Source organism: Corallococcus caeni, assembly GCF_036245865.1.
GTDB lineage: Bacteria > Myxococcota > Myxococcia > Myxococcales > Myxococcaceae > Corallococcus > Corallococcus caeni.
Map to the genome: position 1 here is coordinate 850,396 of NZ_BTTW01000003.1, position 23,253 is coordinate 873,648.

The following is a 23,253-nucleotide window of genomic DNA, read 5'->3' on the forward strand; positions in this document are numbered from 1 at the left end:
ATGGCCACCATCCTCATCGCCGCGGGCTCCACCCCCGGACACATCAACCCGGCGCTGAAGATCGCCCGGGCCCTGCAGTCGGCGGGACATCGCATCCACTTCTGGGGCTTCCTGGATGCCCAGGCTCACGTCTGCGCGGAGGGCTTCGACTTCGTACCGCTCTTCCCAGACCTCTTTCCCGAGGGCGACCTGAGGGAGGCCTCTTCGCTGCGCATGCGCCGCGACCGCTGGGGGCAGCTGCGCCACATGCACAGGCACGTGGGCAGGCTCCGACGGATGATGGAAGCCATGCTCGCGGGAGAGCTCAATGGGGTCTTCCAGCGGCTGCGTCCCGACCTCTTCTTGTGTGATGTGATTGAGCGGGACCTGCCGCTGATTGCCCATGGCAACGGGGTGCCCACGGTGCTCGTGAACACCACGGTGCCAGCGGGGCCGCCGCGCCAGCCCGGGCCTTCCTCGCGGCCCCCGGGGGCCTGGGGCGCGGTGCGTGCGGGCCTGCGGCGGAAGCTGGTGCAGGCGGGGGCGGCGCTCGGCATCCTCCCCCCTACGGCGGAGTTCCTCACGAAGCTGGCGCGCAAGTACGGTCTTCCCGGGGACGAAGCAGACGGGCTCGGGCGGACCCTTCCTTCGAGCACGCCCAGGGTGGTGCTCTGCCCCAGGGAGCTCTTGGAGACGGGGGAGCAGGTGCTCCCGGAGACCCTTCATTTCCTGGGGCCCTGCATCGCGCTGGACCGCCAGGAGCCGGACTTCGACTGGGCACGGCTCCAGGAGGGCCGGCCGCTCATCCTCGTCGCGCTGGGCTCCGTGCCCTACGTCCTGAACCGGCAGCAGGACTTCCTCCGCGTCCTGGGCGCCGCGGCCGCCCGCCGGCCGGACTGGCAGTTCGTCGTCTCGGCGGGACCGCTGGCCGACCTGAAGCTGCTGGAGCGCGCGGCACCCAACATCATCGCCGCCAGCGAGGTGCCGCAGCTCAAGCTGTTGCAGCGCGCGACCGCCATGGTCACCCACTGCGGCTTCAACAGCACCAAGGAAGCCATCTACTTCGGCGTTCCGATGGTGGCGTTGCCCTTCCAGAATGATCAACCCCGGGTGGCCCGGCACGTGACCCATCACGGCCTTGGCGTGCGGGGCTCTCCGTTCGACGTGACAGCGGAAGGGCTGGTGGCGCTGCTGGATGAGGTCATCACCCAGCCCCGGTACCGGCAGGCGGTCCAGGCCATGAGCGCGCGCTTCCGCGAGGCGGAGTCACCCCTGCAGGTGGCGCGCACCCTCGAGCGGCTCCTCGAGGAGGCGCGGCGCGTGCGTGCTCACGACGCGGGCCGCTGACGCTCCGGGAGCTCGTGGCCAATCGACGGTGACGAGTTCACCAGCCGCCCGGACTCGAGCACGAGCAGCCGGTCCGCCACGTGGAAGAAACGGTTGTCGTGGCTGATGACCAGCACCGTCTTCCCCTGCGCCTTCAGGTCCGGCAGGAGCTGGTTGTAGAAGATCTCCTTGAAGGCAGGGTCCTGATCCGCGGCCCACTCGTCGAAGAGATAGAAGGGCCGCTCCTCCAGGTAGGCCGTCAAGAGCGCCAGCCGCTTGCGCTGTCCCTGCGACAGGCTCGTGGTGGACAGGCTGCCCTCCTCGCTGATGCGGACCTTGTGGCCGAGCTGGAGGCGGGACAGGTACTCCCGCACGCGGTCGCCCCGGCCGGAGGGGTCCATTCCGAAGAGGTTGTCGAAGAGGTGGAAGTCGGAGAACACCGCCGTGAAGAGCTGGCGGTACTGCTCGCGGTTGGCGTCCGTGACGCGCTCGCCGTTGAGCCAGACCTCTCCGGCATCCGGCACGTAGAGGCCGGTGAGCAACTTGGCGAAGGTCGTCTTTCCGCTGCCGTTGCCTCCGACGAGGAATACCAGCTCCCCGCGCTGGAAGCTCAGGTCGAGCGGGCCCAGCACGAAGCGGGTGTCGTCATTCTCCCGGAAGTAGCTATGGGTGACGCCCCTGAACTCCAGCCGCTCGAAGTGGGGCGGTGGCCCCGCGTAGGGCGGGCTGTCGTCCTCCTTCGCGCTCCAGCCCTGGGGATCCAGCTGCTGGAGCCTCTCCAGCGCGATGTTGCCGCGGCCCAGGACGTTGAGGCTGCCCAGCAGGATGTCCAGCGGCTGCTGGAGGTAGAGGATGATCAACGTGCAGCTGGTCAGCGTGGCGGCGCTCACGTCGGTGACGCGGGTCACGCTGAAGAGCAGCAGCCCGAGGAAGGCGAAGAAGAGGAACGTGGTCCAGCTCGCGTTGGTGCTGAGGATGTTGGAGCTGACGCGCATCAGCCGGCCCAATTCCTGCGCGGGAGCCTCCACGCCCTGGGCGAGGAACGCCGCGCGCCGGGGAGCGTGCAGCTTCAGCTCCTTGATGCCCTCCATCAGGGAGCGGAACGCCTTGTTGAGGACGTCGCTCTGGGCCCGGGATTGCTGGAAGTACTTCAGGCTCAGCCGGACCGGCAGCCGGTAGATGAGTCCGCCCAGCAGGATGAAGCCGAGCATGAACAAGCAGATGGTGGGCGACAGCGAGGCCAGGTAGGCGAGGCACCCGAGCAGCGTGGCGGCGCTGATGGCGATGGTGGGCAGCAGCGACAGGCTGTTGCTGACGGCGGGGATGTCGTCCGAGAGCAGCGTCTGGAGGCGGTGCATGCCCTTCTCCTCCAGCTGGCGCAGCGTGGAGGTGAGGATCCGGCGGCTCAGCCGCATCCGCAGCTCGAGGAGCACCCCCTGGTTGAGGTGGTTGAGCATGTACTGCGACGCCAGGCGCGACAGCACGCAGAGCAGCAGGATCCCGCTGAACGTGGCAAGGGTCTTCCCGGCCCGGAAGGTGTCCTGGCGCAGCGCGGTGTTGATGACGGACACGAGCGCGCTGCTGCTCGCGCCGCTGACGATGCCAACGAACGTCGCCAGCAGCAGCAGACCTCGCGAGCGGCTCAGCAGGAAGGCGATGAGTTTCATGGACGAGTCTTCCGAGCGCGCGGGGGCTACGGCGGGCTCAGGACTTCGAGCCGGTGCCGTCCCAGCGTAGGAGCTTGTTCTCGGAGAGTTCGCGGAAAGAAGGAAATTCGACTTCCGAACATCCGAGGGCCCCCGTCCCGTCCGGGCGCGGAAAAAACAAAGGCCCTGGAGTCACCGGCTTGCACCGGGAACTCCAGGGCCTCTATTTGGTCGGGGCGACAGGATTTGAACCTGCGACCACTTGCACCCCAAGCAAGTGCGCTACCAGGCTGCGCTACGCCCCGAAAACCGCCGTCGTGAAACGGTGCGCCCTTATGCCCTCGCCGCTTTCCTGGGTCAAGCGCGAGGTGACGGGCGCTGGTGAAAAAAACCTACTCGTCGCCCTCTTCCATTCCCTCGTCGAAGTCCTCGCCCCGGGCCTCCGCTGCGTCCGCCGCCGCCTCTTCCTGCGCGTCGATTTCGGCATGGTTCTCCGGCGGCGCCTCGCCGTTCAGGGCGCTCTTCAACACCTGGCTCGGCCGGAAGGTCAGCACCCGGCGGGCGCTGATCTCGATCTCCTTGCCCGTCTGCGGGTTGCGCCCCACGCGCGCCTTCTTCTGGCGCACCTGGAAGTTCCCGAACCCGGAGATCTTGATCTTGTCCCCGCGCTCCAACGTCTCCTTCACGGTGTCGAAGACGAGCTCGACGATCTCCGCCGACTCCTTCTTGGAGAAGCCGACCTTCTCGTAGACCCCCTCGATGATGTCCGCTTTCGTCATGCGAGTCCTCTGGCACCCGTGAATGGCCGGTGAACGCGGGGCATGGTGTCAGCCTTCCCCGAACCGTGTCAACGTCCTGACTTCATTCAGGAATTCAGGCGCGCAGGGCCGCCCCCAGGCGCTGGTTCACCTCCGTGATGATGCGCTGGTGGGCCGCCGTGACCTCCGCGTCGGTCAGCGTCCGCTCGGGCGAGCGGTACCTCAAGGCGTACGCCAGGTTCTTCTTCCCCTCGGGGATGGGCTTGCCCGTGTAGACGTCGAACACCAGCGCGTCCTCCACCAGGGGCGCCCCGACCTCCAGGATGACCCGGCGCACCTCCTCGTTGCGCAGCTCCAGCGGCACCACCACCGCCAGGTCTCGCAGCACCGCCGGGTACTTGGGCAGCCCCGCCGCCTGCGGCACCAGCCGCGCCGCCGCGTACAGCGGCTCCGTGTCCAACTCGAACACGAACACGCCCTCCGGCAGGCCCAGCGCCTTCGTCACGCGCGGGTGCACCTCGCCCAGCAGGCCCAGCACCGTCCCGTCCTTCAGCGCCACCTGGGCGCAGCTGCGCGGGTGGTACGCCGGGGCTTCCGCCGGGGTGAAGGCCACGCCCTCCACGTGCAGCGCGTGCAACAGCGCCTCCACCGCGCCCTTCGCGTCGTAGAAGTCCACGCGCGAGTCCTTCTGCGTCCAGCTCCGGCCGCCGCCGCGCAGGCCCCACACCAGGCCCGCCACGCGGGGCACCTCGCGCGCGGCCGGGCGCATCCCCTGCCCGCCCTGCGCGTCCCGGAAGTACGCCCGGCCCGTCTCGTAGAGGCCCACCGACTCCACCTGGTGGCGCACGCTGCGCGACAGGTTCTCCAGGAGGCCCGGCAGGAGGCTCGTGCGCATCACCGACTGCTCGACGCTCAGCGGGTTCATCAGCGCGATGGGCGCTTCCTTCCCGCCCAGCACCTCCAGCGACTTCGGCGCCACGAACGAGTAGTTCACCACCTCGGACAGGCCCACGCCGCCCAGCGCGTGGCGCAGCCGGCGCTCCGCCTCCATGGACAGGGGCTCCGGCGCCAGCGTCTCCAGGCCGCGCGGCAGCCGCGCCGGGATGTTGTCGTAGCCGTACACGCGGGCGACCTCCTCCATCAGGTCCTCCTCGCGCTCCACGTCCACGCGCGCCCGCGGGACCTCGAACGTCGTCTGGCCCTGCGCCTCCTCCACGGACTTGAAGCCCAGCGCCGTCAGGATGCGCCGGACCTCCGCCTCCGGCACCGCCACGCCCAGCACCTTCTCCACCCGCGCGTAGCGCAGCGTCGCCCGGCGCGGCGCCAGGGGCTCCGGCTGCACGTCCACCCGGCCCGGCACCACCGTGCCGCCCGACAGCTCCGCGATGAGCTGCGCGGCCCGGTCCAGCGCCGGCAGCACCGCGTCCAGGTCCGCCCCGCGCTCGAAGCGGTGCGACGCCTCCGTGTGCAGCGCGTAGCGCTTCGCGGACCGGCGCACGCCGGAGCCGTGGAAGTGCGCGGACTCGATGACGATGCGCTTCGTGCCCTGCGTGACTTCACTGTCACCGCCGCCCATCACGCCCGCCAGCGCCTGCGCGCGGTCCCGGTCCGCGATGACGAGGTCGTCCGGGTCCAGCGTGCGCTCCTTGTCGTCCAGCGTGCGCAGCTTCTCGCCCGGCTTCGCGGTGCGGACGACGATCTCCTGGCCCGCCACCTTGTCCAGGTCGAACGCGTGCAGCGGCTGGCCATACTCCAGGAGGACGTAGTTGGTGACGTCCACCACGTTGTTGATGGCGCGCACGCCGCACGCCTTCAGCCGGTCCTGCATCCACTGCGGCGACGGCTGGATGGTGACGCCCTCCACCACGCGCGCCGCGTAGCGCGAGCAGCGCTCCTTCGCGTCGATGCGCACCTTCACCAGCTCCGCCACCGGCTTGCCGGACTCGGCGGGCTTCGGCTGCGGCACCTTCAGCTGCGCGCCCGTCACCACGCCCACCTCGCGCGCGATGCCCAGGTGGCTGAGCGCGTCCGGCCGGTTCGGCGTGACGTTCACCTCCAGCACGGAGTCATCCAGCCCCAGGGCCTCCGCGATGGGGACGCCCAGCTTCGTGTCCGCGGGCAGGATGAGCAGGCCGGACGAGTCCTCCGTGATGCCCAGCTCCTTCGCGGAGCAGAGCATGCCGAAGCTGTCCACGCCCCTCAGCGCGGCCTGCTTGATCTCCATGCCGTTGGGCAGCTTCGCGCCCACGGTGGCCAGCGGCACCTTGTCGCCGACCTTGAAGTTCTTCGCGCCGCACACCACCTGGAACAGCGCGGAGCCGCCGATGTCCACCTGCGTGACGGACAGCTTGTCCGCGTTGGGGTGCTGCACCGACTCGCGGATCTGCGCCACCACCACGCCGCGCAGGCCCTCGCCGGGGCGCTCCACCCCTTCAATCTCCAGGCCCGCCGCGGTCAGCTTGCGCGCCAGCTCGTCCACGGACGGCGGCAGCGCCACGTAATCACCCAGCCACTTCACTGAAATCTTCACAGGGTTGTCCTCTTGAGTGGTGGGCCGGAATCAGAACTGCGCGAGGAAGCGCGCGTCGTTCTCGAACATCATCCGCAGGTCGTCGATGCCGTAGCGCAGCATGGCCAGGCGCTCCACGCCCATGCCGAACGCGTAGCCCGTCACCTCCTTCGGGTCGTAGCCTGCGGCGGTGAAGACGTTCGGGTGCACCATGCCGCTGCCCAGCACCTCCAGCCACCCGGTCTGCTTGCACACGCGGCAGCCCTTGCCGCCGCACGACGCACAGGTGACGTCCACCTCCGCGGAGGGCTCCGTGAAGGGGAAGAAGGATGGGCGGAAGCGCGTGCGCGTCTCCGAGCCGAAGAACGCCTTCACGAACGCGTCCAGCGTCCCCTTCAGCTCCGCGAAGCTCACGTCCTTGTCCACCAGCAGGCCTTCCACCTGGTGGAACATGGGCGTGTGCGTGATGTCCGAGTCGCGCCGGTACACCCGGCCCGGCATCACCGCGCGGATGGGCGGCTTGCGCGACAGCATGTGCCGCACCTGCACCGGCGACGTGTGCGTGCGCAGCAGCGACGGGCTGTCCGCCTTCTTCGCGTGGCCCAGGCTGGGCTCGTCCACGTAGAACGTGTCCTGCATGTCCCGCGCGGGGTGGTCCTTGGGCAGGTTCAGCGCCTCGAAGTTGAAGTAGTCGAGTTCAATCTCCGGCCCGACCGCGACCTCGAACCCGAGCCGCGCGAACGTGCGGACGATGTCCTCCAGCGTGCGCGACACCGGGTGCCGTCCACCCGGCGGCACCGCGCGCCCGGGCAGCGTCACGTCCAGCTTCGGGCCCTTCAGCTGGGCCTCCAGCGCGGCCTCCTCGGCGCGCCGCGTGGCGTCCGCCAGGAGCTGCTCCAGCTCCGCCTTGACGATGTTGGCGATCTCTCCCAGGGCGCGCCGCTCGTCCGGGGGCAGCTTGCCCATGCCCCCCAGCACCGCGGACAGCTCACCCTTCTTGCCCAGGTAGCGGATGCGCAAAGCCTCCACCTGCGAGGGCTCCGACACGCCGGAGATCTCCTGGCGCGCCGCGTCCGCCAACGCCTGCAACCGGTCTCGCATGGTCCTCTTCCCGCCTTCCATTCACGCCCCGGACGCCTCAAGCGCCGGGCAAGAAAAAGGGCCGCCCCCTGGTGGAGGCAGCCCGTTTCAGCTTCGGGGGCCGGCGTCACCGCCGGCCGTGTCTCAGGCTGCCTTCGCGATGTTGGCGATGGCGGCAAAGCCCGCGGGGTCCGCGATGGCCAGATCGGACAGGACCTTGCGGTCCAGGTTGATCTTCGCCTTCGCCAAGCCGGCGATCAGCTTGGAGTAGGACAGGCCCACGGTGCGGGCGGCCGCGTTGATGCGGACGATCCACAGCGAGCGGAAGTTGCGCTTGCGCACCGCGCGGTCGCGGGTGGCGTAGTCCAGGGCGCGCTCGACGGCCTGGTTCGCACGGCGGTAGCAGTTCTTGCGACGGCCGCGGAAGCCCTTGGCAAGCTTGAGAATGCGATTACGACGACGACGAGCCTTGAATCCCTTTTTGACGCGCATGACACACTCCTGACTTCTGGAAGGGGGCCCCGGGGCGCTGGCTTCACGCCGCTCCGCCAGGACTCACGATTGGTTCAAACCCGAGGAACGACTCAGGCGCCGTAGGGGAACAGCTCCTTGATGACCTTCTTGGCGTCCATGTCGCGCAGGTGGCCCGTGCCACGGTTGCCGCGCTTCTGCTTGGGCGTCTTGGAGAAGGTGAACAGGTGCTTGCTGAACGCCTTGCCGAACTTCACCTGGCCGCTCTTCTTCACGTGGAAGCGCTTCTTCGCGGCGCTGCGGGTCTTCAACTTGGGCATGATCCCAAACCTTCCTTCTGCCTGTCGGCCGGCAGTCTTCGTGACTGACGGCGGACCGGGGCACACGGTCCCCGGACGCTTTGGGCGGAAGCCTCTATCACTCTTTTGCCGCGACGGGGGCAGGATTTCCTACAGCCGACGCGGAAACGACCGCCGCGGCGACCGCCGGCCTGCCTTCCTGCTTCCTGGCGGCCGCCTCCACCGCCTGGCGGGCGAGCTCCCGGGCGCGCTGGGCCACCTTCGGGTTGGGAGCCAGGATCATGAACATCTGGCGCCCCTCCATCCGGGGGTTCTGCTCCACCACCGCGATTTCCTTCAGGTCCTTCGTCACGTCGTCCAGGATCGCGCTCCCCAGCTCCTTGTGGGTGATTTCACGACCCCGGAACTGGATGGTGATCTTCGCCTTGTTCCCCTCCTCCAGGAACCGGCGGACGTTGCGGACCTTGAACTCGTAGTCGTGCTCCTCCGTCTTGGGGCGGAGCTTCACCTCTTTCAGGTGGACCACGACCTGCTTCTTCTTCGCGTCCGAGGCCTTCTTCTTCTCCTCGTACTTGAACTTGCCGTAGTCCATGATCTTGCAGACCGGCGGCTTCGCCATGGGGGAGATCTCGACGAGGTCGAGACCGTCCGCCTGGGCGCGCGTCAGGGCTGATTCCAGGGACATGACCCCGAGCTGCTCGGCGTTCGGTCCGACGACGCGGACCTCCCGGGCTCGGATACGGCGATTGGTTCTCTGATCGCGGACGATGGGAGGACCCTCCGACGGCTCGGGGACTGAGGGCATGCCTCAATCCCCGGAAGTCGCGCAAGTAGTCCAGCCCAGACGGGGAGTCAAGCCCCCCGCACTGCCGTTCAGGGCAGCGCGGCTTCCCTGGCCAGGAGGGCCTCGAAGTCGGCGTACTTCATCGTCTTCAGGTCCTCACCGCCGTAGCGGCGGGGGGCCACGGCGCCGGCCTCCACCTCGTTGTCGCCCACCACCAGGGTGAAGGGGACCTTCTGCATCTGGGCTTCGCGGATCTTCGCGTTGAGCGTCATGCCGCGCTCGTCCAGCTCCACCCGGAAGCCCTTGGCGCGCAGGTCGTCGCGCACCTTGCGGGCGTAGTCCAGCTGCCGGTCCGCCACGGTGACCAGGGTGGCCTGCACCGGGGCGAGCCACGCGGGGAACGCGCCGGCGAAGTGCTCGATGAGGATGGCGGTGAAGCGCTCGAAGGAGCCGAAGATGGCGCGGTGGAGGACCACCGGGCGGTGCTCGGCGTTGTCCTCGCCCACGTAGGTGAGGTCGAAGCGCTCCGGGGCCAGGTAGTCCAGCTGCATGGTGCCCAGCTGCCACTTGCGGCCGATGCTGTCGGAGACGGCGAAGTCGATCTTCGGGCCGTAGAAGGCGCCGTCGCCGGGGGCCAGCTCGTACGGCAGGCCCAGCGACTCCAGCGCCGCCTTGAGGCCGCCTTCCGCGCGGTCCCAGAGCGAGTCGTCGCCCAGGCGCTGCTCGGGGCGCGTGGACAGCTTCACCGCGTAGGTGAGGCCCACCGCCTTGTAGACGCGGTCCAGCAGCTGCACGAAGCGCCGCACCTCGTCGGTGATCTGGCTCTCCATGCAGTAGATGTGCGCGTCGTCCTGCGCGAACTGGCGCACGCGGGTGAGGCCGCCCAGCGAGCCCGCGGCCTCGTTGCGGTGGAGCACGTCCTGGGTGTGCAGGCGCAGGGGCAGGTCGCGGTAGCTGTGCTTCTTGAAGCCGTAGAACAGGTGGTGCGACGGGCAGTTCATCGGCTTGAGGGAGAAGTCGTGCTCGCCGGACTCGCTGTCGAGCACCAGGAACATGTTCTCCTTGTACTTGCCCCAGTGGCCGCTCGTCTCCCAGAGGCCCTTGTTGAACATCAGGGGCGTCTTGATCTCCACGTAGCCGTCACCGGCCGTGAGCGAGCGCATCCAGTTGGACAGCGTCTGGTAGAGCGTGGTGCCCTTCGGCGTCCAGAAGGCGGCGCCCGGCGAGTACGGGTGGAAGTGGAAGAGGTCCAGCTCCTTGCCCAGCTTGCGGTGGTCGCGCTTCCTCGCCTCCTCGATGCGCGTGAGGTACGCGTCCAGCGCCTTCTTGTCGAAGAAGGCGGTGCCGTACACGCGCTGGAGCATGGGGTTGCGGTGGTCGCCGCGCCAGTACGCGCCGCTGGAGGAGAGGATCTTGATGACGCCGATCTTCCCGGTGCTGGGCGCGTGGGGCCCCAGGCAGAAGTCCACCCAGTCGCCGTGGGTGTAGAGCGTGAGCGTCTTGGCGCCCTTGGCGGCGATGTCCTTGACGATCTCCACCTTGAACTTCTCGCCCTTCTCCTCGAAGAGCTTGATGGCGTCCTCCATGGAGATTTCCGTGCGGACGAACGGCATGTCCTGCTTGAGCTCCGCGTTGGCGGCCGCTTCGATCTTCTCCAGCTCCTCCGGGGTGAAGGGCTTCTCGCGGAAGAAGTCGTAGTAGAAGCCCTCCTCCGTCGCGGGACCGATGGTCACCTGCGTGCCGGGGAACAGGCGCTGCACGGCGCTGGCCACCACGTGCGCGGCGTCGTGGCGGATGAGGTCCAGGCCTTCCGGGCTCTTGGACGTGAAGATCTGCAGCTTCGCGTCCTCGTCGAGCGTGCGGGCCAGGTCCATGTCCTGACCGTTGACCCGGGCGAACAGGGCCGCCTTCGCGAGCCCCACACCGATGCTGCCCTTCACGAAGTCCGCGATGGTCGTGCCCCGGGCGGTCTGCTTCTGGCTGCCGTCGGGGAGCGTCACCGTGATGGATTCGGACATGGCGGAAAACCCCTGCGCTGGAAAAAAGTACGGGCGGCAGGCTTTTGAGAAAGCCGGCCGCCCGCGAGATGGAACACTTACTGATGATGGGTCGTAGTGGGATCGAACCACTGACCCCTACCGTGTCAAGGTAGTGCTCTACCGCTGAGCTAACGACCCGTCGTGCGGATGGGCGCGGGGAATAACAGCGGGCTCCCACACCTGTCAAGGAACATGAGCGCGGGCCCTTCTCTTCCCCGCGTTCACGTCTCCAACAACGCGCGGACGCGTTTCAACACCGCGTCGAACATGGCGGGGGTGAGCCTCCCCGTCTGGGTGTTCTGCTGGCTGACGTGGTAGCTGCCCACGAGCCACCGGCCGTCCGGCAGCCGGAACTCGGCGCCATGCCCGAAGGCGGGACGGGGCGTGGGCAGGGCCCCCCCGGTGCGGGCCACCGAGGCCAGCGCGGCGTTCCACCCGATGGCCCCCAGGGCGAGCAGCACCCGGCCGGGCAACAGCGCCATCTCCCGGTCCAGGAACGGCGCGCAGCGGGCCAGCTCCTCCGGCAGGGGCTTGTTGTCCGGCGGCGCGCACCGGCCGGCGGCGACGATGAAGGCGTCCGTCAGCTTCAGCCCGTCGTCCCGGCGCTCGCTGTGGGCCTGGTTCGCGAAGCCCGCCCGGTGCAGGCCCGCGAAGAGGAAGTCGCCGGAGCGGTCCCCGGTGAACATCCGCCCCGTCCGGTTGGCCCCGTGCGCGGCGGGCGCCAGACCCACGATGATCAGCCGGGCCCTGGGGTCTCCGAAGCCGGGGACGGGCCTCCCCCAGTAGTCCCAGTCGCGGTAGGCGCGCCGCTTCACGCGGGCCACCTCCTCCCGCCAGGCCACCAGCCGGGGGCAGGCCCGGCACGCGACAATCTCCTGGTGCAGCTTCTCCAGCTTCGTCACGGCCCCTGTACGCTCCCCTTGTAGAGCTGCGTGCGGCGGTAGCGCTGGATGACGACGCTGAGGACGACCTTGAGGATGGCGCTGGCGGGCACGGCCAGCAGGATGCCCACGAAGCCGAACAGCTCCCCGAAGGCGAGCACGGCGATGATGACCGCCACGGGGGCCAGGCCCACCTTCTCCCCCACGACGCGCGGGGTGATGACGAAGCCCTCGGCCAGCTGCCCGATGATGAAGGTCGCGGCCACCACGGCCAGCTGCCAAGGCCCCTGCCACGACAGGAGCACGCCCAGCACGGCCAGCACCACGCCGATACCCGTGCCCAGGTAGGGCACCATGTTGCCGAAGCCCGCGATGAGGCCAATGGCGATGGCCAGGTCGATGCGCGCCACGGACAGCCCCACCGCGTAGAGCACCGACAGGATGGCGCCCACGGTGAGCTGGCCCTGCACGAAGGCGGAGAGCACCTCGTCCACCTCGCGGAAGCGCTGGCTCACCAGCGCCACGGAGCGGCGCGGCAGCAGGTCCTGGATGCGGCCCATGAGGCGCGGGTAGTCCTGGAGGAAGAAGAACGCCAGCACCGGCACCACCGACAGTCCCAGCAGCGTGGCCGCGAAGCGCGCGGTGTTGCCGGCGAAGCTCGCCACCAGCCGCGCCGCCGTGGGGCCCGCGCTCTGAATCAGCTCGGAGGCCTTCTCCCCCAGCTCCGCGGTGCGCTGGCTCACCAGGTCCGGCAGCGACACGCCCAGCAGCGACTCCACCTGCGGCACCACCTGGGTGCTGGCGCGCTGGAAGAAGCCGGGCAGCTTCGCCGCCTCGTCGCGGAACACCGGCACCAGGTACAGGCCCGCGCCCACCAGCAGGAGCGTGCCCGCGAAGAAGAGGATGGACGTGCCCCAGGTGCGGTCCACGCCGCGCTTCTCCAGGAGCGTGACGAGCGGGTTGAACGCGTACGCGCCCGTCAGCGCCAGCAGCACCGGCACCGCCACCCCGCCGAACACGGACAGGAGCGCGAACACCAGCGCCAGCGAGCCCACCATCACGCCGGACCAGACGAAGTCGACCCGGCGGGCCTCCGCCTCGTCCAGGGCCGAGGGGTCGCCGGCCGGGGGCACGGGCTCCGGGTGCACGACGTGCAGCACCGGGGAGACTTCCAGGGTCGCCGCGGGCTGGGGAACCTTCACCGCGCGCTCACTGCCTCTCTTGCGACGTCCGATGACCGCCTCCTGTCCCCTCCCATCCTACGGCGTCTTCGCCCCCGGATTGCGGTCCAACGAACCTGCCAGGGGCCTCGCCCGCCACCTTGCGGTCCAGGGCGCCAGCCCTGGCGCGGGGCGCATCAGGGGGAACCGGTGCCGCCCTCGGGCGCCAGCGGCCGGAGCTTGACCTTCAACGTCACCCGCGCCCCGCTGGGCTGGTAGTAGGTCGTGTACGGGTAGAACCCGCGCTTCTTGACCTCCACCTGGTGGAAGCCCGGGTCCCCCAGCCGCAGGCTTCGGGACACCCCGGCGAAGTCGGTGCAGGTGCCCTGCTCCACGCCGTCCAGCAGCACCTGGGCGTCCGCGGGCTCACAGCGGAGCACCAGGTCGCCGCGCTTGGACGCGTTGGAGGCCATCAGCGCCTCCGCGCGGGCCACCGTCGCGGGCTGCTCCGAAGGGGTCGCGCAGCCGCCCGTCAGCGCCACCGCGAGCACCGCGAACACCGCGTCGTTCCACACGCGAGCCATGAGCGCTACTGCGTGACGATGGCGACCCGGCCCTCGGCCAGGAAGCGCGTGTTCGCCTCGGCGAGCGCGCGGGCGCCCTCCGCGCTCAGCACCAGGTCGGAGCCCTGGAGCTGCGCGGCCTTCACCACCAGGGGCTTGTCACCCACGCGCGAGGCCTTCCGCGCGGCGTCCAGGCTGTCGAACCAGGCCGCGACGCCCGCCGTGCCGCGCGCCTCCTCCGTGAGCACCGTCGCGCCGTAGAGCGCCTTGCCCGTCGCGTCCACCAGTCGGGGCGCGAGCACCGGCGTCACGCCCAGCCCGCGCGCGTCCACCACGAGGCCCGTGTACTTCGCGGCGCCGTCGTTGAGCACGATGGCCGGCTCCTGCGAAGGCGTCAGCGCCGCGGCGAGCGCCGCGAGCGGCACCTCCACGTCCATCTCCACGCCGCTGTCGGAGAAGTAGCGCGTGGCCAGGACCTTGTAGCCGCGGATGGCGCCCTCGACGCGGCCCTTCACCTCGTCGCGCGCCAGCTCGTCGCCCACGGTGCGGCCCGAGCTCACCTGGATGGCCTTGGCCTGCTCCAGCAGGTTGCGGAACGCGTCCTGCTTCGCGGCGCGCTCGGCGCCCAGCCGGGCCTGCCCGGGGTTGGCGGCCTTGAGGTCCGGGGCACCGGCGCCCGTGGCGCGCAGGACCTGGCCCTCCCAGTTGATGCCCGGAGTGCCCACGCCGCGCACGGTTCCAGCGGCGGGTGCGGCGACCTTCGCGTCCTTGCCCTGGCCCAGCGCCGTCAGCGGCACGACCAGCAACAATCCCCACAGCGAACGCCTCACGGAGCACTCCTCCCGTTGTCGCCGCGAAAGGTCGGCGAGCGCACAGGGAACCTCTCCGGTCATTCAAGGGGGTCACTTCGCGCGAAGTCAAGGCGACCCGGGGGACGGTCGGATCCACCGGACGACCTCCGCGCTTCGTACCGCGAACCGCCGGTGGCACCGCGCAATCGCGGTGGCACACCTGGAGGGGAATACCCTGCGTCAGTTGCCGTTGCTGTGACGGTCCACGTAGGCGTCGATCATCTTGCGGTGCCGCTCGGTGAGCAGCGTGAAGCGCACGCCGGACTGCTCCTTGCGGCCCAGTTCCTTCCACTCGCGTACGACTTCACCCTCGGCGTAGATGATCTCCTCGGAGCCGGGGAGCTGGAACTGGAGGCCCACGCGGCGCGCGTCGTGCTGGGGCTCGATGAGACGCGAGAGGCTGACGCCTTCCTGGCTGATGTCCGCGGCGCGGGTCATGTACGGCACGCCGCCCATGTACTTGTTGAGGTAGATGTCCAGGGGCGCCCGATTGGCCTTCCGCTTCTCGCTCATTGGCTCATGACCTCCGGCTGGTGCAACAGGCTGCTGCGGGGGTGCAGCGACCTGAAGGCACAGTACGTTCAGACGTCATGCGCGCAAGAAAACGGCGCCCTTCCAGCCCACCCGCCTGGCCACCGTGCGCCGTGTTTTTCCGCTCGCTGGATTCTTCGCATTGGCCTGTGCGCGCGGATGACCGCCAGCGCATGCGCGGCCCTATAGTCCCCCCTGTTCTCGTGAAAGGCGGAAGCATGCGTATGCAGTGGAAGGCGGCCCTGGTCCTGATGCTCGGTGCTCCGGGCCTCGCCCTGGCCCAGGCCCCGACGAAGACCTCCAAGCCGGCCGCCGCGCCGGAGGCCGCCGCGAAGGCCGCCCCTGCCCAGGCGCCCCTGGAGCTCAAGACGGATGAGCAGAAGACCATCTATGCGCTCGGCATCTCGCTGGGCCAGAGCGTGACGGCGCTCGCGCTCACCCCGGAGGAGGTGCAGGTGCTCCAGCGCGGCCTCCAGGATTCGCTCAGCGGCACCGCGCCCGCCGTGGATCCGAAGGAGTTCACCCCGAAGATCCAGTCGCTCGCCAAGGCCCGGCAGTCGCAGGTCAACATCGCCACGCTGGACCGCGCCTCCAAGGAGCCCGGGGCCACGCGGCTGCCCTCCGGCGTCATCTACCGGGAGCTCAAGGCCGGCACCGGCAAGTCGCCGCGCGCCATCGACACCGTGAAGGTGCACTACCAGGGCACGCTGGTGGACGGTACGGAGTTCGACAGCTCCTACAAGCGCGGCATGGCGGTGGAGTTCCCGCTCAACGGCGTCATCCCCTGCTGGACGCAGGGCGTGCAGAAGATGAAGGTCGGCGGCAAGGCGAAGCTCACCTGCCCCGGGAGCACCGCCTACGGAGAGCGCCCGCCCACGGGCTCGCGCATCCCGCCCAACGCCGTGCTCACCTTCGAGGTGGAGCTGGTGGACATCCCGGGCAACACCGCCGCCACGCCGTAGTCCGCTCCAACGGGGGCCCGCACGCTGACGGGCCCCCGCGAAGGCCTCACTGCACGGGCGACTTCACGGACCGGCCGCCGAACGGCGGGTTGGCCATGATGGCCTGGGCCAGCCGGTCCGAGAAGGCGCGTCCCTCCCGCTGGAAGGACTCGGTCTCCTCCGCGTTCAGGCGCACGCGCACCTCGAACTGGACGATGCCGCCCACCACGACCTCGATGGACAGCGCCCCGTCCCTCCCGCGCAGCACGCGGTACAGGAGCGGGCTCTGGAGGAGCACCTCCTCGTCGCTCACGGGATCTCCGCCACCTGCGTGTCCGCCACCGGCGCGTTGATGACCATCACCTCCGGCGCGCCGCCGGACGTGTAGCCGCCGAACTTGAAGCAGTCGGTGTCCTCGGGCGTCTGGCACTTCCACACGCCGGGATCCGCGTCCACCGGCAGGCGCGTGCAGACCTTCTGCGCCGCCAGGTCCAGCGTCATCATCCGCAGGGGCCCCTCGAAGTTCTTCGCCGGCAGGCCCAGCGCCTGGCCCAGCACCGCGGGGTCGTGCTTGCCGTCCGCCGTCTTCGCCTTCTCCACCGCGCCATGGATGGACGCCGACGGCGCCGCGAACAGGTAGCAGCCCACGTCGTTGCAGCGGCCGAAGTTCTTCGCGCCCGTCTGCACCACGAACTTCTGGTACGCGCTGTCCGTCATCAGCCACGACACCTTGCGGTCCGGGAAGTTCTTGTCGATGTGCTGATCAATCCCGTAGGGAGCCGCCATCGCGTCCGCTTCCTTGGAGATGGCCTTCTGCGTGTCGTCGCAGTTGTCCACCAGCGAAGCCGCGGGGGGAGGCGTCGTCTCCGGGGGCTTCGTGCCGCCCTTCATCGACGCACAGCCCACCACGGTCGACAGGGAGCCCAGCACCAGCGCACGAGAGATGAAATTCACGGTCAATCCTCCAGATAAGTGAAATGGGGAATGGCCGGATATCACAGCGCCGCTTCGGTGGCCCGCAACAATGCTTCCGCGCTGACGGGGGCGCCGGTGGCGTGCCGCATCCATTCGTCGGGGGTGACGGAGCCGAAGGTGGCCATGCGCTCGAACTCCGCGCCCAGCGGGCCGTGCTGCTTCAGGTGCTCTTCAATCTGGAAGGCGATGAGGTGCCCCAGCGGGTAGTCCGGCAGGTACAGCGGGTAGCTGATCATGTGGCTGTAGATGCCCAGCACCGGGCTGTCCTTCCGCCCCAGCACCGGCGCGTAGTAGCGGTTCCACACGTCGCGCGACAGGCCGGCCACCGCGTCGCGCAGCTGGGCGGGCGTGGCGTCCGGGTGCTCGTACATCCAGTGCCACGTGGCCATGTCCACCAGCGCCACGCCGGCGATCTCCCACGCCTGCCAGAAGTCGTTGAGCACGCGCTCGCGCTCGCTGGCCGCGTCCGGCTGGCCCAGGCCCAGGAGCTCCAGGTCGCGCGCCTGGAAGACGAAGGCCAGGGCCTCCGTGAAGGCGTTGTTGGGGACGCCGGACAAGAGCGTGTGGTCCACCTGGTACAGGCTGAAGACCTGCTCCACGTTGTGCCCCAGCTCGTGCACCGCGATGTTGTAGCCCTTGTAGTCCATGCCCCCCTTCTCCACGCGCGTGCGCAGCCGGGGGAAGTCGCCCCGGCGCAGCGCCTGCTGGGCATGGCCCGCGCCGCGGGACGCGTCCACGCGGATGTACGACGCGAGCACGTCCGCCTTCTCCCGCGTGAAGCCCAGCCCCTGGAGGATGCGCGGGATGTCGCGCGCGAAGGCGTCCGCCGTGGGGTAGCGCTGGCGCGTCAGCGCGTCCAGCTGCGCCTCCGGCACCTTCGAGCCCGGACGGAAGCCCGGATACCAGAGGTCCTGAGGCTCCAGCGGGCGGCCCAGGCGGGTCTGGATCAGCTTCGCCACGCGCGGCACCAGCGGGGACTCCAGCAGCTGCGTGAGCAGCGCGCGCACGCGCTCCTCCGGCAGGCCGCGGTCCAGCTCGAAGGCGCGCGCGATGCGCGTGGGCGCCACCGGCGAGTATGGATCCACCTTCCGCGACGCCTGGAACGTGGCCAGCAGCCGCGCGTAGCGCGTGTCCGGCTCCGGCGCGGGGTCCGCCTTCGCGGCACGCTGGGGCGCGTTCGCCTCCACCGACTCCGGCGGCGCCACGCTGACCTTGTTGGTGAAGGGGTCCCAGTCCACGCGCGGGTTGTCGATGACGGCGGCGGGAATGGTCTGCGTGACGATGCGCTCCATCACCTGGACGATCATCCGCTGCTTCGCCAGGCCCTTCGGGTCCGTGTAGTCCGCCTTCAGCTCGTCGCGCAGGTTCCAGTGGCTGATGAGCCGCAGGCCCTGGGGGAAGAGGCGCTGGCCCTTCGCGTCCACCAGGTGGTGCATCCAGACGTTGTACTCGGCGATGTAGAGGTTCGCGTCCGCGATGGCCTGCGACACCTTCTGCTCCACCGCCGCGGGCACGCGCCGGTTGAAGCGCGACGCGAGCTTCGCCTCCGCCCACTGCCGGCGCGTCCAGGACGGGCCCTCTTTCACGCGCTCGGCCAGCGTGGTGAGCGGGAAGTTGAGCAGCACGACGAAGCCCGGCTTCGCCTGGAACAGGTCCGACGTGACGTTGGAGGACGGATCATACGCCGCGAGCAGCGGCTCCACCGGCAACAGCGGCCCCAGGTCCAGGTCCGTGAACCACTGGAGCTCCCGCCCCAGCTCGTTCATGTGGCCGTCGAACTGTTCGAACAGCCCTTCAAAGCGCGTGAACGTCGCGTCCAGCTGGGGGCCGGTGGGCAGGAACTGCTCGCGCGCGAAGGCCGCCAGGTCCCCGTCCTCCGGCCGCCACAGCGTGGCCACCTGATCCACGCCGCGCTCGATGCGCGCGCGCTGGGCCTCGCCGTGCTGCTTCACCAGCTCCTGCTTGAGCGCGGTCAGCGCCTCCTTCGTCACGGGGGCGGCCGGCGCGGACGCGGAGGTGGACGCGGCGGCGGGCGGCGTGGGGACCGTGGAGGGGGAGGACGTGGCGCAGCCGAGGGCGGCGACGAGGGGGAGGAAGCGCAGGCGGAAGGTGGGGGCGGACATGCGGGCTCCGGAAAATACAGAAGGCCCGACCCGTGAGAGCCGGACCTTCTTGGGTGAATCAGGAAACGGTCAGGCTCAGGCGGCGCGAACGTTCTGCGCCTGCAGGCCCTTGGGGCCCTTGGTCACTTCGAACTCCACCTTCTGGCCCTCGGCCAGGGTGCGGAAGCCATCCATGTTGATGGCGGTGTGGTGGCAGAACACGTCCTCACCACCGCCGTCCTGCGTGATGAAGCCGAAGCCCTTCGCGTCGTTGAACCACTTCACGGTACCAGTCGCCATTTGCTGTTCTTCTTTCATCGCGGACAGGAAGAGTCGCCGTCCGGTCCTACAGAGTTCAACCCTACAAGACGGGCGCAAGCCTAAGCGCCCGTCCCGGGAGAAGTCCACTCCCTGGATACGTCAGCCGTGAAACGTCACCAGCCGCACTTCTGGCCCTTGTTCTGCTCCTGGAGCCAGCGACGCAGCGGGGCGAAGTACTCCAGCATCGGCGTGGCATCCATCTGGCGGGAGCCCGTCATCGCGGCGAGCGCGTCCGGCCACGGCTTGCTCGCGCCCATCTCCAGCATGGCCTGCAGGCGCTGGCCCGCGGCCTTGTTGCCGTAGATGGAGCACTCGTTGAGCGCGCCCTTGTAGCCCGCGGCCTCGCACAGCGCCTTGTGGAACTGGAACTGGAGGATCCGCGCGAGGAAGTAGCGCGTGTACGGCACGTTGGCCGGCACGTGGTACTTGGCGCCCGCGTCGAAGTCCTGCTCCGTGCGCGCCACCGGCGCGGCCACGCCCTGGTACTTCGTGCGCAGCGCCCACCAGCTCTTGTTGTAGTCCGCCGGCTTCACCTTCCCGCTGAACACGTCCCAGCGCCACTGGTCCACCAGCAGGCCGAAGGGCAGGAAGGCCACCTTCTCCAGCGCGTCCTTCAGCTGGAGGTTGATGACGTTCTTGTCGTTCTTCTCCACCGCGTTCAGCAGGCCCGCCTGCTGGAGGTAGGCCGGGGTGATGGAGAGCGTGAGCGCGTCGCCAATGGCCTCGTGGAAGCCGTCGTTGGCGCCCGCCTGAAAGAGGACGGGGAGCTTGTAGTAGTACGTGTAGTAGTAGTCGTGGCCCAGCTCGTGGTGGATGGTGACCAGGTCCTCCTCGGTGGGCTTGATGCACATCTTGATGCGCAGGTCGTTGTCGTACGTCACGTCCCACGCGGACGCGTGGCAGACGACGTCGCGGTCCTTGGGCTTGGTGAACTGCGAGCGCTCCCAGAAGGTCTGCGGCAGCGGCTTCATGCCCAGCGAGGTGAAGAACTTCTCACCCAGCTTCACCATCTTCTGCGGGTCGTAGCCCTGCTTCACCAGGGCGCTGCCGACGTCCAGGCTGGCCTGGCCGGGGAACGGCTCCACCAGCGGGTAGATGTTGTTCCACTCCTGCGCCCACATGTTGCCCAGCAGGTGCGCGGGGATGGGCTTGCCGGCGGGCACCTTCGCCTCGCCGTACTGCTTGGCGAGCCGGCCGCGCACGTAGCAGTGCAGCTCGTCGTACATGGGCTTCACCTGGCCCCAGAGCCGCTGCGCCTCCGTCTCGAACTCGGCGGGGGTCATGTCGTAGGACGACCGCCACAGCGTGCCCAGGTCGTTGAAGCCGATGTCCTTCGCGCCCGCGTTGGAGAGGTCCACCAGCTGCGTGTAGAGCGGGCGCATGGGGCGGCTGATGGCGTGCCAGCCGGTCCACGCGTCCAGCAGCTCATCCGCGTTGCGGCTCTCCGCCATCACGTCGGACAGCTCCTCCAGGTCGCGGCACTTCCCCTTGCCGTCCTTGCCGCAGTACTTGCCCTTGCCGTAGAGGCCCTCCAGCTTCGCGGCGGTGGCGGCCAGCTCCGCGCGCTGCTTGGGGTTCGCCGGGGCGGGCAGCGTCTGGGACACGCGCAGGAGGTGCAGCATGCGCGCGGTGTCTGCGTCCAGCTTCAGCCCGTCGAAGCGGCGCGACTCCTTGATGGCGTTGTTGACGTAGGCCATCACCTCTTCGTTGACGGACGCGGCGTTCCGCTCCGTGTCGTCGGTGATGTACGTGCTCTTGATCCACTCAGCGGTGGCCTGGCGGGTCCAGAGCTGCTTCAGGTCCGCGTTGAGCTTCTCGGCGAACTGCTTCGCCTCCGCGGGCGTGGCCTTCGCGGCCGGAGCGGGCGTGGCCTTCGCGGCCGGAGCGGGCGTCGTCTGCGCGCTGGCGGCGGGCGCCGCGAGCGACAGGGCGGCCAGGGCCGCGCGAATCAAGGACTGGGGGGAGCGGGTCATGGGCGCGGACACTATGGGAAGTGCCCTGCCCTCGCACCCGCGAAGTCAAGGCGCCCGCGCGCCCTGTTCACCGCGCGCGGACCAGACGCAATGCGGCGACGAACGGAGGCCCGGACGGGGGTCGTCCGGAGGGCAGCCAGCCGTGACGGGCGCGCCCTGCCGTGCCGCTACAGGCAGTGACAGCTTTGCTTCATGCTCCTGGGACACACGAAGGATGCGCACTGGCCCGCGCCAGAGGCCGCGATGGACCAGGCGCGCGAGTTCCTGGAGGCCTGCCGGGACAGGCACGTGCTCGTCGCGCCGCACACGGACGTGGACGGGCTCACGTCCGGGGTGCTGATGGTCCGGGCCCTCCAGTCCCTGGGAGCCCGGCCGACGGCGCGCCTGCCGGGCAAGGGAGAGGACGTCCACCATCCGGGGTTCCTGGAGCGGCTGGGCGCCTCGTCCACGGAGGCACTGGTGGTGCTGGACATGGGCAGCCGCGCGGAGCCGCTGCTGCCCGGCGTGCCCACGCTGGTGGTGGATCACCATGCGTCGGAGTCCTTTCCTCCCGGCGCGCAGGTGCTCACCGCCCACGGCCATGAGCCCGTGGCGAACACCAGCCTGCTCACGTACGTGCTGACGTCGTCGTTCGTCGTCCCCGGTCCGCTGGAGTGGGTGGCGGTGCTGGGGACGGTGGCGGACCTGGGTGTGGACGCGCCGATGCCGTTCCTCAAGGACGCGCTGCGGCGGGCGAAGCGTTCGTCCGTCACGGAGGCGGTGGCGCTGCTCAACGCGGCGCGCCGCTCCAGCCGGTTCGCGGCGCCGCTGGCCATGCAGGTGCTGCTGCGCGCGGGCAGCGCGACGGACATCGCGGAGGGGCGCGTGCCCGGCGTGGACGCGCTGCGCGACTGCCGCCTGGAGGTGCAGCGCGAGGTGGCCCGGTGCGCGAAGACGCCGCCGCGCTTCTCGGGGAACCTGGCGCTCCTGATGTTCAGCTCCGAGGCGCAGGTGCATCCGCTGGTGGCCATGCGCTGGGTGCAGCGGTTGCCGGACCACATCGTCGTCGCCGCCAACACGGGCTACCTGCCCGGCCGCGTGAACTTCGTGCTGCGAAGCCGCGCACCAGTGGACCTGCTCGCGCTGCTGCGGGGGCTGGACCTGCCGCCGCTGGGGGGCTCCTACGCGCACGGCCATGCACGGGCCACGGGCGGCAGCCTCGCCCCCTCGGACTTCCTGCGCCTGATGGAGGCGCTGGGCTTCCGGGGGCTGAGCGACCGGGACGTGGAGCGGCGCGGCGTCGCGCCCTGACAGGACGCTGGGACGCGGGGGCGATGAGCAGCGCAAGCCCGTTGCGATATGACGGGGTGGATGCCTCGCGCCCTCTTCGCCCTCCTCTCCTCGCTGTGCCTCGTCGCCTGCGGCTCGACGAACGATGATCCGCCCACTCCCGGTGGCGAAGCCTGCGAGCGGTACACCTTCCCGCTGTCGGACACGTCGACGGCCAGTCACGTGAGCTCGTGCGGCAGCACCGCGTGCGGCAACGGAGAGAACCCGCCCAACTCCGGCATGCACTGCTCCACGTGGCTGTCGTGCCGCAGCTTCGACACGGAGCAGCCGCGCTGTTCGTGGATCCACAACCTGGAGCACGGCCACGCGGTGTTCCTCTACAACTGCCCGGAGGGCTGCGCCGACGACGTCGCGAAGCTGGAGGCCGCGATGGCGAAGGCCGCGGTGGGCAGCAACGGCGTGCGCCGCGCGCTCGTCGCGCCGGACTCGCAGCTGCCCAAGCGCTTCGCCGCGCTGCTGTGGCGCCGCACGTACCTGATGGACTCCGTGGACCCGGACGCGCTCACGTGTCTGCTCGCGTTGCAGGACGTGGACGCGAATGAGCCGGGCCTGGTCTGCCCTCCGTGAAACAACGGTGAGCACGCGACAGGTAGTGCTGGCGCGAGAGGAATCCACTCCACCGGGAGTGTGACTGGCCAGCCAACCTTGCGCTCGCTCGGGCAACGTCTCTTAATTCGACGCACGCGCCAGCCCCTGTTTCATCCGCTTCCGTGTCCCGCGCGGCGGCACTGACAC

General features: G+C 69.6%; 22 protein-coding genes and 2 tRNA genes. 4 read left to right on the plus strand and 20 right to left on the minus strand.

Annotated elements, in window-relative coordinates:
* Positions 1-1,326 carry a glycosyltransferase gene (locus AABA78_RS17515; protein WP_338264178.1) on the plus strand — a complete coding sequence of 442 codons (1,326 nt, stop codon included), beginning with the start codon at positions 1-3 and terminating at the stop codon, positions 1,324-1,326.
* Here AABA78_RS17515 and AABA78_RS17520 read toward each other — a convergent pair.
* The 15 genes from AABA78_RS17520 to AABA78_RS17590 all read right to left on the minus strand — a co-directional run bounded on the left by AABA78_RS17520 (position 1,308) and on the right by AABA78_RS17590 (position 14,859).
* Positions 1,308-2,972 carry a cyclic peptide export ABC transporter gene (locus AABA78_RS17520; protein ID WP_338264179.1) on the minus strand — a complete coding sequence of 555 codons (1,665 nt, stop codon included), beginning with the start codon at positions 2,970-2,972 and terminating at the stop codon, positions 1,308-1,310. The two genes, AABA78_RS17515 and AABA78_RS17520, sit on opposite strands and share 19 nt — an antisense overlap.
* A gap of 207 nt (positions 2,973-3,179) precedes the next feature.
* A tRNA-Pro gene (locus AABA78_RS17525) sits at positions 3,180-3,256 on the minus strand.
* Positions 3,257-3,343: 87 nt separating this feature from the next.
* Complete coding sequence (locus AABA78_RS17530; protein ID WP_014397244.1) at positions 3,344-3,730, minus strand: integration host factor subunit alpha; 387 nt, start codon at positions 3,728-3,730, stop codon at positions 3,344-3,346.
* A gap of 94 nt (positions 3,731-3,824) precedes the next feature.
* The gene (pheT, locus tag AABA78_RS17535) at positions 3,825-6,239 is read right to left on the minus strand and encodes a phenylalanine--tRNA ligase subunit beta (protein WP_338264180.1); all 2,415 of its coding nucleotides are present in this window, start codon (positions 6,237-6,239) and stop codon (positions 3,825-3,827) included.
* 30 nt (positions 6,240-6,269) lie between these two features.
* The gene (gene pheS, locus AABA78_RS17540) at positions 6,270-7,319 is read right to left on the minus strand and encodes a phenylalanine--tRNA ligase subunit alpha (RefSeq protein ID WP_338264181.1); all 1,050 of its coding nucleotides are present in this window, start codon (positions 7,317-7,319) and stop codon (positions 6,270-6,272) included.
* Between the two features lie 123 nt (positions 7,320-7,442).
* Complete coding sequence (rplT, locus tag AABA78_RS17545) at positions 7,443-7,790, minus strand: 50S ribosomal protein L20 (RefSeq protein WP_120524871.1); 348 nt, start codon at positions 7,788-7,790, stop codon at positions 7,443-7,445.
* A gap of 92 nt (positions 7,791-7,882) precedes the next feature.
* Positions 7,883-8,089 (minus strand): 50S ribosomal protein L35, encoded by a 207-nt coding sequence (gene rpmI, locus AABA78_RS17550; RefSeq protein ID WP_014397248.1) that lies wholly within the window; start codon positions 8,087-8,089, stop codon positions 7,883-7,885.
* Between the two features lie 97 nt (positions 8,090-8,186).
* A complete protein-coding gene (infC, locus tag AABA78_RS17555; RefSeq protein WP_338264182.1) occupies positions 8,187-8,873 on the minus strand; it encodes a translation initiation factor IF-3 in 687 nt (228 codons plus the stop codon).
* Positions 8,874-8,941: 68 nt separating this feature from the next.
* Positions 8,942-10,870: a threonine--tRNA ligase gene (gene thrS / locus AABA78_RS17560; RefSeq protein WP_338264183.1), complete on the minus strand. Its 1,929-nt coding sequence runs from the start codon at positions 10,868-10,870 to the stop codon at positions 8,942-8,944.
* A gap of 87 nt (positions 10,871-10,957) precedes the next feature.
* Positions 10,958-11,029: transfer RNA gene (locus AABA78_RS17565), tRNA-Val, on the minus strand.
* 83 nt (positions 11,030-11,112) lie between these two features.
* Complete coding sequence (locus AABA78_RS17570) at positions 11,113-11,793, minus strand: uracil-DNA glycosylase (RefSeq protein ID WP_338264184.1); 681 nt, start codon at positions 11,791-11,793, stop codon at positions 11,113-11,115.
* A complete protein-coding gene (locus tag AABA78_RS17575) occupies positions 11,790-12,974 on the minus strand; it encodes an AI-2E family transporter (RefSeq protein WP_370469465.1) in 1,185 nt (394 codons plus the stop codon). The genes AABA78_RS17570 and AABA78_RS17575 overlap by 4 nt, the downstream gene beginning before the upstream one ends.
* Before the next feature lie 155 nt (positions 12,975-13,129).
* Positions 13,130-13,516, minus strand: a complete 387-nt coding sequence (locus AABA78_RS17580) for a hypothetical protein (RefSeq protein WP_338264185.1) — start codon at positions 13,514-13,516, stop codon at positions 13,130-13,132.
* Positions 13,517-13,521: 5 nt separating this feature from the next.
* Entirely contained in the window at positions 13,522-14,325 is an 804-nt protein-coding gene (locus AABA78_RS17585) for an LPP20 family lipoprotein (protein ID WP_338264186.1), read from the minus strand.
* Positions 14,326-14,526: 201 nt separating this feature from the next.
* Positions 14,527-14,859, minus strand: coding sequence for a PilZ domain-containing protein (locus AABA78_RS17590; RefSeq protein WP_120547027.1), 333 nt, complete (start codon positions 14,857-14,859; stop codon positions 14,527-14,529).
* Positions 14,860-15,095: 236 nt separating this feature from the next.
* Between AABA78_RS17590 and AABA78_RS17595 the strand changes: the two genes are divergently transcribed.
* Entirely contained in the window at positions 15,096-15,839 is a 744-nt protein-coding gene (locus AABA78_RS17595; RefSeq protein ID WP_338264187.1) for an FKBP-type peptidyl-prolyl cis-trans isomerase, read from the plus strand.
* 46 nt (positions 15,840-15,885) lie between these two features.
* Here the strand turns inward: AABA78_RS17595 and AABA78_RS17600 are convergent, their stop codons facing one another.
* The 5 genes from AABA78_RS17600 to AABA78_RS17620 form a co-directional block, all read right to left on the minus strand.
* Positions 15,886-16,131, minus strand: coding sequence for a hypothetical protein (locus tag AABA78_RS17600; protein WP_338264188.1), 246 nt, complete (start codon positions 16,129-16,131; stop codon positions 15,886-15,888).
* Positions 16,128-16,772, minus strand: coding sequence for a hypothetical protein (locus AABA78_RS17605; protein WP_171415257.1), 645 nt, complete (start codon positions 16,770-16,772; stop codon positions 16,128-16,130). Before AABA78_RS17605 ends, AABA78_RS17600 begins: the two co-directional genes overlap by 4 nt.
* 41 nt (positions 16,773-16,813) lie before the next feature.
* Positions 16,814-18,916 carry a hypothetical protein gene (locus tag AABA78_RS17610; RefSeq protein WP_338264189.1) on the minus strand — a complete coding sequence of 701 codons (2,103 nt, stop codon included), beginning with the start codon at positions 18,914-18,916 and terminating at the stop codon, positions 16,814-16,816.
* 75 nt (positions 18,917-18,991) lie between these two features.
* Positions 18,992-19,195: a cold-shock protein gene (locus AABA78_RS17615; protein ID WP_014397260.1), complete on the minus strand. Its 204-nt coding sequence runs from the start codon at positions 19,193-19,195 to the stop codon at positions 18,992-18,994.
* Between the two features lie 134 nt (positions 19,196-19,329).
* A complete protein-coding gene (locus AABA78_RS17620) occupies positions 19,330-21,189 on the minus strand; it encodes a M2 family metallopeptidase (RefSeq protein ID WP_338264190.1) in 1,860 nt (619 codons plus the stop codon).
* Between the two features lie 192 nt (positions 21,190-21,381).
* On the opposite strand from AABA78_RS17620, the gene AABA78_RS17625 reads away from it, so the two are divergent.
* Together AABA78_RS17625 and AABA78_RS17630 are read left to right on the plus strand one after the other, a co-directional pair.
* Entirely contained in the window at positions 21,382-22,479 is a 1,098-nt protein-coding gene (locus AABA78_RS17625) for a DHH family phosphoesterase (protein WP_338264191.1), read from the plus strand.
* A gap of 60 nt (positions 22,480-22,539) precedes the next feature.
* Positions 22,540-23,085, plus strand: coding sequence for a thioredoxin-like domain-containing protein (locus AABA78_RS17630; RefSeq protein ID WP_338264192.1), 546 nt, complete (start codon positions 22,540-22,542; stop codon positions 23,083-23,085).
* Positions 23,086-23,253 lie beyond the last annotated feature (168 nt).